14 protein-coding genes are annotated in these 14,482 nt (G+C 42.4%); 11 read left to right on the top strand and 3 right to left on the bottom strand.

What is annotated here, in order from left to right:
• Window positions 1–267: 267 nt before the first annotated feature.
• The 4 genes from PPA03S_RS06670 to PPA03S_RS06655 all read left to right on the top strand — a co-directional run bounded on the left by PPA03S_RS06670 (window position 268) and on the right by PPA03S_RS06655 (window position 2,985).
• Window positions 268–1,134, top strand: coding sequence for a DUF4183 domain-containing protein (locus PPA03S_RS06670; RefSeq protein ID WP_167665990.1), 867 nt, complete (start codon window positions 268–270; stop codon window positions 1,132–1,134).
• A gap of 82 nt (window positions 1,135–1,216) precedes the next feature.
• The gene (locus tag PPA03S_RS06665; protein WP_062321086.1) at window positions 1,217–1,501 is read left to right on the top strand and encodes a DUF4183 domain-containing protein; all 285 of its coding nucleotides are present in this window, start codon (window positions 1,217–1,219) and stop codon (window positions 1,499–1,501) included.
• 283 nt (window positions 1,502–1,784) lie between these two features.
• Window positions 1,785–2,111 (top strand): PadR family transcriptional regulator, encoded by a 327-nt coding sequence (locus PPA03S_RS06660; RefSeq protein ID WP_068963973.1) that lies wholly within the window; start codon window positions 1,785–1,787, stop codon window positions 2,109–2,111.
• Window positions 2,098–2,985 carry a permease prefix domain 1-containing protein gene (locus PPA03S_RS06655; protein WP_062321082.1) on the top strand — a complete coding sequence of 296 codons (888 nt, stop codon included), beginning with the start codon at window positions 2,098–2,100 and terminating at the stop codon, window positions 2,983–2,985. The genes PPA03S_RS06660 and PPA03S_RS06655 overlap by 14 nt, the downstream gene beginning before the upstream one ends.
• A gap of 150 nt (window positions 2,986–3,135) precedes the next feature.
• On the opposite strand, the gene PPA03S_RS06650 is transcribed toward PPA03S_RS06655, so the two are convergent.
• On the bottom strand, window positions 3,136–3,546 hold the full coding sequence (locus PPA03S_RS06650; RefSeq protein WP_062321080.1) for a hypothetical protein: 411 nt from the start codon (window positions 3,544–3,546) through the stop codon (window positions 3,136–3,138).
• A 536-nt stretch (window positions 3,547–4,082) separates the two neighbouring features.
• Between PPA03S_RS06650 and PPA03S_RS32200 the strand changes: the two genes are divergently transcribed.
• The 6 genes from PPA03S_RS32200 (at window position 4,083) to PPA03S_RS06620 (ending at window position 12,125) form a co-directional block, all read left to right on the top strand.
• On the top strand, window positions 4,083–5,264 hold the full coding sequence (locus PPA03S_RS32200) for a WXG100 family type VII secretion target (protein WP_062321079.1): 1,182 nt from the start codon (window positions 4,083–4,085) through the stop codon (window positions 5,262–5,264).
• Window positions 5,264–5,746, top strand: coding sequence for a hypothetical protein (locus PPA03S_RS06640; RefSeq protein WP_062321077.1), 483 nt, complete (start codon window positions 5,264–5,266; stop codon window positions 5,744–5,746). The genes PPA03S_RS32200 and PPA03S_RS06640 overlap by 1 nt, the downstream gene beginning before the upstream one ends.
• Window positions 5,747–6,107: 361 nt before the next feature.
• Complete coding sequence (locus PPA03S_RS06635; RefSeq protein ID WP_062321075.1) at window positions 6,108–6,776, top strand: hypothetical protein; 669 nt, start codon at window positions 6,108–6,110, stop codon at window positions 6,774–6,776.
• 389 nt (window positions 6,777–7,165) lie between these two features.
• Complete coding sequence (locus PPA03S_RS06630; RefSeq protein ID WP_062321073.1) at window positions 7,166–7,636, top strand: hypothetical protein; 471 nt, start codon at window positions 7,166–7,168, stop codon at window positions 7,634–7,636.
• A gap of 585 nt (window positions 7,637–8,221) precedes the next feature.
• Window positions 8,222–8,785: a hypothetical protein gene (locus PPA03S_RS06625; RefSeq protein ID WP_217998926.1), complete on the top strand. Its 564-nt coding sequence runs from the start codon at window positions 8,222–8,224 to the stop codon at window positions 8,783–8,785.
• A gap of 202 nt (window positions 8,786–8,987) precedes the next feature.
• Window positions 8,988–12,125, top strand: coding sequence for a DUF3427 domain-containing protein (locus PPA03S_RS06620; RefSeq protein ID WP_062321069.1), 3,138 nt, complete (start codon window positions 8,988–8,990; stop codon window positions 12,123–12,125).
• 155 nt (window positions 12,126–12,280) lie between these two features.
• On the opposite strand, the gene PPA03S_RS06615 is transcribed toward PPA03S_RS06620, so the two are convergent.
• A complete protein-coding gene (locus PPA03S_RS06615) occupies window positions 12,281–13,141 on the bottom strand; it encodes a hypothetical protein (protein ID WP_062321068.1) in 861 nt (286 codons plus the stop codon).
• Window positions 13,142–13,678: 537 nt separating this feature from the next.
• On the opposite strand from PPA03S_RS06615, the gene PPA03S_RS06610 reads away from it, so the two are divergent.
• On the top strand, window positions 13,679–14,047 hold the full coding sequence (locus PPA03S_RS06610) for a DNA/RNA helicase domain-containing protein (RefSeq protein WP_062321066.1): 369 nt from the start codon (window positions 13,679–13,681) through the stop codon (window positions 14,045–14,047).
• Between the two features lie 73 nt (window positions 14,048–14,120).
• On the opposite strand, the gene PPA03S_RS06605 is transcribed toward PPA03S_RS06610, so the two are convergent.
• Window positions 14,121–14,462 carry a helix-turn-helix domain-containing protein gene (locus PPA03S_RS06605; protein ID WP_036606225.1) on the bottom strand — a complete coding sequence of 114 codons (342 nt, stop codon included), beginning with the start codon at window positions 14,460–14,462 and terminating at the stop codon, window positions 14,121–14,123.
• Between the last annotated feature and the right edge of the window lie 20 nt (window positions 14,463–14,482).

Genomic DNA, 14,482 nt, shown 5'->3' with positions numbered 1-14,482 from the left:
CTCTCCGAATGTATTGAGGACATAGAATAGGGCATATACACTGTGTGCTTTGGCCTAAGGAGAGTGAACGTTTTGAAGTATCTGAATAAGAGAAGAGCTGCGCCCAAACGATTAAGATCCAGACGTTCAACACCGAAATGTAGAAAAAAATCCTCAGGGGAACTAAGAACATGCTCTCGTATCCGTAAAACCCGTCGGAGAAAACGGCGCTCCTTGAAGTGTCCATTAAAACAACAGAAATTGATCTGTAATAAAAAAATCATTGTTTTGCCGAGAGGTATGGGCGTCAACCCGGCATGCCGGGAGCCCAGGCCCCGGCTGGCTCCGGTGAGACAACATGAAACGCAGACTGTCGGACCTCATGGAACGCAAGGTCTGGTAGGGGAGCAAGGTGCCCAAGGCCCTGTCGGCCCCCACGGTGTGCCTGGCCAGCCGGGCCAGCTTGGAGCGCAAGGCCCTGCCGGCCTTCGCGGCGAGCGAGGCGAACCGGGTCTGCCCGGAGCGCAAGGCCCCGCCGGCCCTCAGGGCGAGCGAGGCGAACCGGGTCTTGCAGGAGCGCAAGGTCCCGTCGGTCCCCAGGGCGAGCGAGGCGAACCGGGTTTGCTCGGAGCGCAGGGTCCTGTCGGCCCGCAGGGCGAGCAAGGCGAACCGGGTTTGCCCGGAGCGCAAGGTCCTGTCGGCCCACAGGGTGAGCAAGGCGAACCGGGTCTGGCCGGAGCGCAAGGCCCCGCTGGCCCCCAAGGCGAGCAGGGTTCCCCTGGAATTCCCGGAGTACAAGGACCAACGGGCCCTCCAGGTGAGCAGGGTCCGCCGGGCAGCATACCCGGAATTGAGATTATTCCTACGGTAAACCGTTACTTCTATTTTCCAGACACCGATCTGAATTTGTCGGACTCGGTTACGATTCCCGCCGGGGAATTCGTGAATGACGAGGGTGGGAGTGTATCTGAATTTGCAGGAATAGGACTTACCAGTTACTACAATCTTTATATCAACGGGATCGTCCAGCCAGGTAACTCCTACGACGTAAGTGCCGATATATTGTTCTTCCCGTCGCAAAGCGGTGTGCTCTTTGCTGGAACGCCGATCATTGTGGAGATAATTCAACTAACAGTAAATATAATAAATGGTTAAAATTGGTCAAACCTCCTCGTGACTTTGCCTTCACTACTCTCGAATCTACCACATATACTATGTTAGGTAGGAGGTGAGAACCATGCCACTCGTAACCCCATTTCAGAACGGTGTAAGATTTGCTGCAACCATTGGTGACGGAACGGGTACCGGAGCAACGTTTGCGATTGCTGCAACTGCTTTTACAAACGACGCCGGTGCAGCTGCAACGGCATTTCCAAGCACGTTCAATTATTACAATCTTTATATTAACGGCATTATGCAAACAGCGGATACATCTACCGTAACAACCACCGCAATTACGATCCCCGGAGGCGACGCACTGAATGCTGGAATTCCAGTTGTCGTACAATTTGTAGTGTCTTAATGGTTACCTGAATCATGCTGCATCATTATCTTGTTCGGCTTCTATCTGTGATAGAAGCCGATCTTTTTTTGTACAAGGCACCAGTCGACTCTAAAGGGTATTATCGAACTTAACAAACGGCCGAACACGGCAATAGGAAGAAATAAACCTTTTAGACATGCCTAAATTCGAGGAGGGAGAACATTAATCTCGAATGATTTTATGTATTGCCTTTTACAATATTTGTTTGTTATGCTGACTACATAGAATTACACAGTAGGTGGTGTGAGAACTGAAGAATGAAATGATGAAAGGTTACATTGATGGTATTGTACTGTCTGTTCTGAGTAAGCAGGATGCGTACGGGTATGAAATATCCCAAACGGTGCATGACGAGACGAACGGTCAGTATGATCTGAAAGAAGGCACGTTATATCCCGCCCTCAAACGAATGGAGGCTAATGGGTATATTGAGGGCTACTGGGGGGATCAATTTGGAGGACCACGGCGACGATATTACCGAATGACCTCTGAGGGTCAGACTCAGCTCGACAAGTTGAGAACATCTTGGACGGATAACATAAAGATCATTAATATTTTCTTGGGAGGGAGTCTTCATGGAAATCATTGAACGATATTTAGATCAAGTACTCCGGAATACGTTTTTAACCAAACGGGAAAAGTCCGAGTGGAGAGAAGAAATGGCCGCTCATCTCCATTCGTCTACCGATCACTATAGAAGTCAGGGATATTCTGAAGAACAGGCTATTGAACGCAGCATCCAACGATTTGGCTCTATTTCAGAACTACGCAGAACGGTAACCAAAGAAACATATGGATTCAATATGAGGACGATCATTGGCTGTGCTCTAGCAAGTTTTATCCTTTTCATCGTGACACTCGTAGGTGGACTCGTAGCCAATCAATACGGTGTACATAACCGATATATCGAGATTATGCCGATTGTTATGATTACCGTGAGTGCATTAAGCATCTGTATATGTTTAACGCGTAAACGAGTGGATCGACTTTGTCTGCTATCTCTGCCACTGTTATTTGCCTTAGGATATCTGCAAGCCTACTTTCAAATCTTGGTTGATTATTGGGGTGAAGGATTATCGTTTACCATGTTTGAAAAGTTATTTTTCAGTGGCGCATATGATATTTCCGGTCGGATTGAATTCATGTTGATCGGCGATTTGTTCCTGTTTACACAGGCGCTCATCATTTTTGCTGTAAGTAAAAATCGGTACATAGCGATACTCCCGTTTATCTTTTCCACCATGTATACATTGGTTCATATGATGATGTTCAGTCTCTATTACACATTCTTTACGTCAGAGCAGTTTAGTTCCTCGGTAACTCAGGGGTATGGCGTTTTCCTGAATGGTAATGTGCAGCGTTTGATCGAGATGGGGCTTAATTTGGTTATGGGTGCATTAGTGCTTGTATTATTGATGCTCTGGGGGAAATGGAGTGAGAAAAGGAAGTTGAACTTAGCTTGATAGCCGCCTAAATGGCGGTTTTTTTGATTTATGTATCGATAAAACAGTAGAGCTTTAATACAAATTATAGAAGGTCGGCAAAATCTGAAACATAAACCCAAAAGACCCACCTCTGTAGAAGCAGGTGGATCTCCAATCTACTGATTATTATTAGTGCTTTTTATAATGCTTATAATGTTTATGATGCTTAGAGTGCTTGCCGAAACTTTTCTTAGCCAATTCTGTAGGTGAAAAGCGATGAGCTGCAACCAATCGGCCAGTTGCGTTTTTACCCCATCCTGACACAAGGACATGTTTGCTGTTTGTAGTATACTCAACTTCAAATTGAACCAAATTAGCAACATTCAGAACCCGGAAGCTAGAAGAGCCTGGTGCAAGAGTGAAAGTAAATGTGCTAACCAGAGCTTTTGCTCCATTCAAACGGAATAATCGAACACGTACCGTAGCATTGCTACTTCCATTATTAACTGCCTTCGCGAAAAAAGTTCTGGACTCTCCTGGAACTGTTGCAGTATTAATAGCATTTTCAACTGGACCAGTAGAATATTTTACTAATGTCATAAATATCAACCTCCTATAAGTGATAGTTTATAGTATGTTATTAAATTCATTTTGATTGGGTTCATAGGAAAACAAGAAGAAATGGCCTTTTGCTGTATCTTCATCTCCTCGCTACACGAGTAGTGAATGTCATGAAGGGGGGAGTTACTATTTGTCGAACATCGGGAAGAAATATTGAAACAAAGCCGGGAACGCTCCGGTAGTAAAAATTGTTACCAACCCATCTCCCGTTTGTCTTTTCTACCTTGTATACATTGCTTCATATGATGATGTTCAGTCTCTATTATGGTGCATTAGTGCTTATGTTATTGATGTTATGAGGGGGAAATTACAAGGAGGAAGTTGAATTCGGATTCATAGACGTGGCATTCAAGCGATGCTGAACATGCACTATTGCGCAAAAGAGCTGGCTCAGGAATGTTCCCCAACTACCGGATAACCAATGAGAAAATGAATCCTCCGTTTGATTCCAATCTCTCTTCTTACTTGTTAAAATTTAGGGATAATGACTACGAACAGGTTGGCGGTGAAACGACATGCAACGTATTCAGGTACATCCTGATGTGTTGGAGGAAAAGGCCCGGTTGGTCCAGCAAAAGAAACAGGAACTGGAGCGAATGGTCCGTGAGCTGGAGAAATCCATCTACTTTTTGCAATCGGATTGGTCGGGTGTGACGGGAGAGCGTTTCTTTTGGGATTTTATGCAGGTGAAAGAAGTGTTTCCTGCTACATTGGGACTTTTAGATAAAATTCAGAATGAATTTATTTTTATTGCGAAGAATTTCAGGACAACGGATGGTTCGGGTGAGGTTGCTCTATATATTCCTGAGGAACTGAAACGGAATTTCGGTGTAGGGCTGCTCGACAAGTCGATTGGAGAGACCGTAACTGGAATGGGTCAGACGGCGGAGGCACTCTTTTATGATCCGTTCGGCACGGTGGCCAGTGTGGCATATGCGATGACGGTGGGCAGGGTGGTCGATGTTGGGCGAGGCATTAAGTTCGCATTTGACACAGCCTGGGGAAACGGTACGGCGAGATCTGAAGTGGAGCAGTTTGTGGAAGAACAGAAGAAACAGATTGATCAGGATGGACTGGGTTATTACGGCGGCTCCATGATGGGTCAAGTGTTGGCCTATGCTTTCGTTGGTAAGGCGTTTCGTTCGGTGGAGAATAAGCATAGCGATCTGGGAGGATCAGGTGGAGGTAAGGGGAAAGAAGGGAATGTTGGTAGTATAGTTAGGGATGGAAACAAAATAAAATATACGAATCCTGCTGGGAATGAACTGACGTTTGTTGACCAACACCCTAAAAATATTAATCGTGATGTTGTTAACTTTTTGAAAAGTCCAGACGTAGGTAAAGCCACTGAAGCCAAGGTTGCCGACTTTATTAATAAGGAGCAGCAAATCACAGCATTTGGGCAAAAAATCTTGAAAGAGAATGGCGAAGCGGCAGGTGATCTAGACGTAGTTACCAAAAGTGCAATTATTGAGGTGAAGGCTTCAATTAAAGCTGTAAAAGAAGATCAATTCAATAAATTCATGGATAAAAACCACGAGTTCTTTTTTAATCCTGAACAGAAGCAGGTAATTTTATATATTGATAAACCGTTAACCAACTTGAGATCAGAACATGTACTAATGTTAGAACGCATTGAAAAGCAAGGTGTAACTGTTGTGAATTCATTGGAAGAATTAAAGGGGGCAATAAATTAGTGGGAACTTCCGCGTTTATATTAAAGGATCGAAAAAAATATACAACTGAAAAGTTACTGTCAGATTCAATAGTTGCTGCTTTTAATGCAGATGTTATGCTTAACTTTCACAATAGTAAAAATTATTCAACCGATGGACTTTTCCTCTCAACCACTATGAACATAAGCCATAAATTAGTGAAAGAAAATAACTATTCGTTTATCTTCTACGTGGATGCAACAGATAATCCGGGATTGGAATTTTACTATAATGATGATGTTGGACTAGAAGCAGACAGAGAACTTTTTCAGGTGGGCTGCATAGAAGAAATATACGGTGTGCAAGAACTTGTTTTTGAATTTATTTACCACTATCTTAAGTTAAACCCTGATGATTATTTTTGGGTAGCAGACTATGACTGGGTTTATAGTTGGGAGGATATAAAAAAATTAAAGGCTTTACCATACGATCCAGATTGGTGTTATAAGAATCCACGACCCTAAAGATTGTTATTGGCAATAGATAGTTAGATAGCCTGTTCCTACTCGGTTACTAAGTAGGAACAGGCTTATTTGTATAGTTCTCGTTCAAGATTAGTTGTGTGAATCTGACTTATTGGTGAACAGCGAGACTACAGTAGGTTGGCACTGTCAAATGAAACATTTTTTCTGTTTCCGCTGTCTATGAACTATAGAGGATAGTTCTTTATCAACATATCGGGACTTTAATGCAGTATTTATGTATGACAAGACAGTGAGGCAAAATGTTTCTGGAGAAGTTAACAGTAAATGGCCTTCTTTTCCATGAGATTGTGGATTGTTCTGTTTCAGATCAACTTAAATTATGAATTTTAGGAGGATTTGTATGAGGGAAATTCAACTGTTTTTATTAGTTTCGTCATTCTCTTTATTTGCATTCGCGTGCAGTAATAGTGTTATAGAAAAAAGTGGTTCAGATTTAAGTGAAAAAGATAATATAGAGACGGTTGTTACTCATGGGAATTATAAGGAATTTGATAAAGAAAACAAATTATTCGATGATGCAGATTTGGTTGTAATAGCCAAAACGGATAGTAAATTTGTGGATCGTGAGCATGTTGTTAAATATGCAGACCCTGATGCAGCTGGTGCGAATTTACCACAAGCCATTGAAGATTTTTATACGAAAACCCCGATTAATGTTCTCAAAGTATTGAAAAGTTCAGCATCCGCTACAATCACAAAGAATAACGAAATGATTATAATCGAACCTGTTTCATTGATTGAAGAAGATGCTAAATCGAAGAAAATTTCTATTGAGAATTACAATGAAATTAGTGAGGGCGAAAAGTATGTGCTGTACCTTAAACAGAATACCTATGGGGATTACAGCGTTATTAATATGAACAATGGCAGATTTAGTTTGGAGTCAGAAGAATTAAACATAAATTCCATGGATCACGGTCATGAGAATGATATGGCAAAACACAATGAACTCAAACAAAACATTGAAGAACGATTCAAGTCTGAAATAGAAGAAGTAAAAGAAATGTAAGGCAGCAAACAACAAATTTATTAAAAAAAGAAAGTGATTTGGTTATAACCCTTCATCAATTAGGCATCATTATGAGAAAATTCTATTAAGTGGTGACTTATTCTCGGAATTCAGCCGGGAAGAGGTCGCCAAATTTTTTTTGCTATGCATTTCGTTTTACCAAGTATTTAATTGAACCACTTACATATCCACAACCATCCTACACTGGTGCGAGGTATATTCATGAAACAAGGCATATATGAACAGCTTATCAACACAATTACCAGACAGGAGATTTCGGCGTTGGACCCGGATGTGTATAACATTGGGACTTTGAAGTTGGATGCGGAGGAGAAATGATAAGATAATCTCAGCATACCCAATATACTGAATTGGAGGGTAAATTAGTGATGATAAAATATAAATATAAATTGAAATATATGGATGAATTTAATATGGTAGTATTGGATTTTGACGAGGAAAAATCACTAGAGTTCGCCAGTATGATAAGTGATCCCTTAGGATCTGATATACCTTGGAGATTTGAAGATTTGAAAAAAGATATTGAGAATTATTTTGAAATATTAAGGGGGGGTATACCCGAATATAGACATGGAGGAAATGCATCCAGCGTTATATCACATAAAGATTATACAATAATTGAAGATCCATTTTATGATGAGGAAGAAGATGAAATTGAACCGATCTGTAAATTAGAGACAGTTGAATTTGTGAAAATTATATTACTATGGGCTTACGAAACTTACAAATTTAAAAGTAAAAGGGGAGTGATTGCTTTAGAGGAGGCAGAAATGGTTATGAATTGGGTTGAACAAAAGATGTTAGAAGTTGAGAGTATAGAAAATGAATCTATACAGTAGCTGGTGTCAGCTCATTCCTAATCATGGTTGGCAAGCAGTGAAAAGTTGTATCATCTTATTGTTGGGAGATTTAATTCATGGGGATATCATCTTTTATACTATTTAGACATGGAAAGAGCATGCGGACTTATCTTTTATCGAGTGCTGCTCGGAGCATATAGTGTATATGATGAACCTTATGAATTTCCAACCGTTACTTATGACTGGGATGATAACGCAAAATGAATATTTTAAAGCAGTAGTTTCTGAGGAATTTGATGATAATGAGGATTTATTATTTAAATTCCTTTTGCATTTCTGAGCGAATCCCCGATGCAAGAGTATGGATTGAGGAAGATTGGTTTTACAATTTGGAAGATATGAAAAAGATAAAGGCATCCTACAATAATAATTGGTGCTATATCAATCCCAAAAACAACATTTAAATGAAGCACAATAATTAAGATTCAGGCACTTCTACCAGATCGTAAGTAGAGGTGCTATTTGCTGTTTTATCCAAACAAATAATTCCGTGGTATAATTATAAAAAATACGATAAGGAGTTGACGTATGAGGAAAATTTCTCTAATGTTCATTGCTTTGTTCATGGTAGCGATCGCGATCTTACCACTTTCCGCATCTGCTGCTTCGAAAGCAGACTTTCGCAATGTAAAGTGGGGCATGAACACTAAACAAATCAAGAAACTAGAAAAGGACAAACTGATTGATTCAGGAAGTGTTAACCATTTTTCATACCTTACATACAGTTCGTCGGTCTCCTCAACATCTGCAGAGTTATCTTACTTGTTCTACAAGAACAAACTGGTTCGTACTATCTACGAAGTGAAGGGTAACACGCTTGCGACTTCTGAAGATAAAATGAACACATACTACGGCATCAAAGATGCCTTGGAAGACAAATACGGTAAACCTACCAATTCGACTGATATATACATCGTTGGTGCAGAGTCTAGTCTAACGAACGACGACGCATTGGACCTGAGTAGGGGGAACATTATGTTTAAATCACGGTGGGTAATCAATAATAAGAAAACAGAAGTTGCGCTTTATCTAGATCGATACCAAGGACAACCACGTTTGCGCATCTTGTACTCAGATCGGACAAATAACTTAGACATTGATAAGTTGATGTATTCAGATGGTTTGTAAGGCATAATACGATGCATATTCAAAAAGGGGCGCTCCTGTCATAGGGAGAACTCCTTTTTTGGTATCAAAACAACTAATGAAATTTTCCCCATGCTGGACGATAATAATAGAAGAAGTTATTTTTTGCTATGCCAGTAGTTTCACCAAGTATTTGTACCACTTACATATCCACAACCATCCTACACCCACACGAGGTATATTCATGAAACAAGGCATATATGAACAGCTTATCAACACCATCACCAGACAGGAGATTTCGGCGCTGGACCCGGATGTGTATAACATTGGAACCGAGAAGTTGGATGCAGAGGAAGCGCGTAAGCTGCTGTCCACGTATTTGGCGGCGGTGACCCGGCGAGCGCTTAAGATTGTACGGGAACAAACGGAGGATAAGACAGCTGTGTTGGCGCAAATCCAAACGTGTAATGAGATTATTGCTACCCTGAAAGGTACGCTTGGGGAAGAAGAATACAACGAATTGCAGCTGGATGAGCAGGGGGAAGTATTGACCCATGTGTATTCCAAGCTGAACAGCATTCGTGCGGTCCGGGATACCAAAATCGTTCGTCCAGATACTCCCATCGCCCAAAGCTCTTTATTCACAGGCGCGAAGTCCGAGCCGAGTATGTTACTCGAATTGCAAAAGGAGATCGTGACATCCGATCGGATCGATTGGCTTGTTTCGTTTATCAAATTCAGTGGGCTTCGTCTGCTGCTGGAACAGCTTCAACAATTTACAGCAGGCGGCGGGAAGCTGCGAATTATCACGACTACGTATATGGAAGCAACCGACCTCAAGGCCATCACTGAACTTAGCAAACTGCCCAACACTGAAATCCAGATTTCCTATGATACCAAAGTAACCCGGTTACACGCCAAAACGTACATTTTCCACCGCGATACCGGATTCACTACAGCCTATGTCGGCTCTTCCAACCTATCCAACCCGGCGCTGACCAGTGGCATGGAGTGGAACCTCAAGGTGACGGAGAAAGATTCACTCGATGTGCTGCGCAAGATTGAAGCAACCTTCGAGAGTTACTGGAATGACCGTGAATTTACGCGTTATATGGCTGAAGATGAAGACCATGAGGCACAATTGAAGGCTGCTCTGAATCGCAAAAAAGATCAGTCTAACCACTTTCACCTCGACATCCAGCCTTACGATTATCAAAAAGAAGTACTGGAACAGCTAGACGCCGAGCGTATGCTGTATGGACGAACCCGCAATCTGATCGTCGCCGCCACAGGTGTTGGCAAAACGGTCATCTCTGCTTTCGACTACAAGCGGTTCCAGGCAGGCCATGCGGGAGCAAAGCTGCTTTTTAACGCAAATCGGGAAGAAATCTTGAAGCAAAGCCGGGATACGTTCCGGTATATCCTGAAGGATATGAACTTTGGTGAGCTGCATGTCGGGAATCACCGAGCAGAGGCGCTGGACCATCTGTTTGTTAGCATTCAGAGCCTTAACTCCATGAAGCTGACGGAGATCACCAGCCCAGACTATTACGATTACATCATTGTGGATGAATTCCACCATGCCGCTGCTCCTTCATACCAGAAGCTGTTGTCCCACTATGAACCGAAGATTTTGTTGGGCCTCACTGCCACACCTGAACGGATGGATGGCAAAGACATTACAGCCTACTTCGATCATACGATTGCCGCCGAGATTCGCCTGACTGATGCCATTGATCGGAAGCTGCTCAGCCCGTTTCAATATTTTGGCGTCACCGATACTGTCGATCTATCTCAGGTGAAGTGGTCGCGTAAAGGCTATGACTTGAACGAACTGGAGAAGCTCTATACCCATAACAAAATCCGTGCCACCCAGATCATCCACAGTCTGAACAAATACGTGACCGACCTGGAGGACGTGAAGGGACTCGGGTTCTGTGTTGGTGTAGATCATGCGCTGTATATGGCGAAAATCTTCAACGAAGCTGGCATTCCATCCATGGCCTTGCATGGCGGGTCGAACGAGCATGAACGTCATTCTGCGAAAGGACAACTGGTAAACGGGGCACTGCGCATGATCTTTGTAGTGGATCTGTATAATGAGGGCGTGGATATCCCAGAGGTGAACACCATTCTGTTCCTGCGTCCTACCGAAAGTCTGACTGTATTTCTGCAACAGCTCGGCCGTGGACTACGGATGGCGGAGGGCAAAGAGTGCCTAACCGTGCTCGACTTCATCGGACAAGCGCATAAGGAGTACAGGTTCCAGGATAAATTCCGCGCCTTGATCGGCGCTACCAAACATTCCATCTCGCACTACGTTGAGAACGGCTTTTCGAACCTGCCACGCGGCACCTTCATTCAATTGGAAAAGCAAGCTAAGGAATACATCATGCGCAACCTGAAGCAGATGAGTCGTAATCGCAGAGCGTTGATTCAGAAGCTGCAAACGTTCCAGCAAGATACCGGACTGCCGCTGACCTTGGCTCATTTTGTAGAGCATCACGGGATGACACTGGTTGAATTGTATGGTGGACGCACGGGGAAAAGGTATTTCCACGGCCTGTTGGCCGAAGCCGGATTAACATCGCCCATCGAGGGCGAGCAGGAGGAATATATCCGCAGACTGCCGTCTGTGCTGACGATCAACTCTCGAAGCTGGCTGACGTTCTTGAACGACTACATTGAAAAAGGCAAAGAACCCAGGACCGCCGATGAACGGCGCATGTTCACCATGTTCTATTACACCTTCCATCGGGCTGCCCCGGACAAGCTGGGGCTGAGCAGCATCGAAGAGGGTGTAAAGCGTATTCTGTCATGCGAGGCTTTCCGGGCAGAGCTTGTGGATATTTTCAAATACAATCTGGCTCATCTGCGATTTGTGGATAAAAGTAATTCGTTCCCGTACACTTGTCCACTGGATATCCACTGTATGTACTCCATCGACCAAGTGCTCGCCGCCTTCGGCTACTGGAACGCTGAGCAATCACCCGCCTTCCGTGAAGGCGTGAAGTATTTTGCCGATGAACAGACCGATATCTTCTTCATTACGTTAAACAAATCGGACAAAGACTTCTCACCCTCCACGCTGTATGAGGACTATGCGATCAATGAGCGTTTGTTCCACTGGCAGACCCAGAGCCGGGTGTCAGAGCATACGGTTACCGCGCAGCGGTATATTCATCACCGGGAGACAGGCAACCGGATTGTGCTGTTCGTGCGGGAGTATAAGGAGGAGCATAACTATACATCTCCATTTGTCTTCCTGGGTGAAGCAGATTATGTGAGTCATGAGGGGAATAAACCGATGAGCTTTGTGTGGCGACTGCAGGAAGAAATGCCCGCGAAGATGGTGGCGGTGGCGAATAAGTGTATTGTTTGACTATTTTTCATTATAGTGCCCATTGAGCATTAACCCAAAAAATTATAAACGAAGGCTGAATGAAATTTAGATTCTAAAATACTAAAAAACACAACAGAATCTCTCTGAATTTGAGGAGATTCTGTTGTGTCTTTCAAACGAGAGTTTAGATAAACTCAGTTTTTATATTTTTTAAATTGAGGCCCTTCATCTCCATTGTTATCTGCTCCAGAGGGTCCAGCATGTATTCCTTCTTCAATTGTGGCCGGAACTTTGTCTTTGCTAGCAGCTGATTCTTTGCTTTCTGGTTTAGTTTTTGTCCAAACTTCATCGCCAAGAGCTGGGGACTGCCACCAATAAAAATCACGATACACTAAATCTGTTGTCAAATATAACAACGTTGAATGATTACTTTTATCATTAACGGTCAGTTCATATTGAGAAACTCCAATACCATCAGAATCATTAAGCGCTGTGATCCATTGCTCAATTTTAGGAACGAGACTGTTCACCTCTGGGATTTCCGTTGTAAGCACGATCGAGGCCAGCTTTCCACCCAGTTGGTTATCCATAACTTTTGTCGATTCCACACTTACACCGTTTGCCTTCAGTTCACTATATATAGCGTTTTGGACTGATTCAGAATCGAGCTTACCTACAATTTTAAATGAGGAGTCTGGTATTTGGGTAATGTCATTAGAAACACCATTGTATATATTTTGACCATTTTTGCCCGTGATCGTGAGATCAATATTTTGGATTTGAGAGGTTCCATTAACACCACTTCTTACTTCATTCCGGATTTTTCGGATGGCTTTAATATCCTCTATGGTTGCTTCTCCAGAAGTAGAAGTTGATTTTGTTTCCAATTTTAAATTCCTCTCTTGGGTGACGATTTTTGAAATAGCCACTCCTTCTTTAACAAGCTGATCTTGGATTAGTTGGGTAGGACTTTCAGCAGAAATAGAGTTCATGTAAAACGCTCCACTCAGGACGATAACTGCTGCTGCGACAAGAAACCACTTTTTATTTCTCATTATAATTATCCTCCTTGTAAAAGGTTGAATTTAAGGCCCATAGACTCTGAAATTTACATTACTGGTCTTACTGACTGAATAAGGGCTTTCAGCGGTTGGAGCTGTGACATTTACAGTCCAAACTCCACTTGAATTTTTATAAGATACACTTGTAAATCTAAACGGCCCCCTCTGTGTATTTGTTGCATGACTTTCTGCGTTTGCCTGAACATTGTTATACGTACCTAGATTCCAAGGACAAAGGGCAAAGAATGCGCCAACGCGCTTGGACAAGCGCATCAGGAGTACAACATTCAGTATAAGTTCCGGGCCTTGAATCGGCACCAACAAACATTGCAGATTCGTCCTACCGCTAATTTCGATGGAACGGATCGAGATTCTTTTGAATTTAAGTTAATGACACACCAAACGAAGTGTACGATCTAGTCAAAAGTAAAAACGATCAAGGGTATAAGACAAGAATGTAGGCTGGATTTGCTTGGAATTGGACTGCTGATAAGGAAGGCAATCGGAACGGAGAAATTCCCGATGTAACTATTGAAAAAACATCAATTTGTTATGCCACGGAATGCTCGTTCCATATCAAGCACTTGGGCTATTGATGAAAGTGGTATAGATCAGATTGGATGTGTTCATACGTCTCAAGGTCTTGAGTTTGATTATGTAGGCGTAATCATAGGGAATGATCTAAAATATGATTCGAATAAAATGGAACTGTATTCAGATTATGAGGAGTACAAAGATAGAATGGGAAAACGAGGGCTTAAATTTAAGAATGAGGAACTAACAAAACTTATCAAAAATATTTATAAAATCTTGATGTCTCGGGGTATGAAAGGTTGTTATGTTTACTGTCGGGATCAAGAATTGATGAATTATTTATGTAGCAGAGCAAATTCAAAATAATGTGCACCATAGACTGTGCAAAGTAGAGAGAAACCCTATCAATCCATAAATGGACGGATAGGGTTTGCTGTTTTCACATCAATATTCCTTTAATAACATTTTTGGCAACACGAATATTATCAGGAGAAGAATCTCTTAGCAGTTGTACAATTTCTTTGATTTGTTTCTCATCTTCAGTTACCTCAAACTCTTCTTCTATATAAGCAAATAATTGAATCAGATTTACATCCAAAGATTCAGCGATCTTTGCCAAGTTCACCAAAGAAACATTCTTTTCACCACGTTCGATCTGTCCTATGTATGAAAAATGAAATCCACCTTTTTCTCCGAGGGATTCCTGTGAATACCCTCTTTCTTTGCGTAGTGCGCGAATTCTGGCTCCGACCAGCTTCAGAACTTCTCTGTCCTCGTTCATGGTATTCACCTCTCTATGTT

The sequence above is a fragment of the Paenibacillus pabuli NBRC 13638 genome, assembly GCF_001514495.1.
Taxonomy (GTDB): Bacteria; Bacillota; Bacilli; order Paenibacillales; family Paenibacillaceae; genus Paenibacillus; species Paenibacillus pabuli.
The sequence above is the reverse complement of the archived record's forward strand: the minus strand, read 5'-3'. Positions and strand labels throughout refer to the sequence as shown.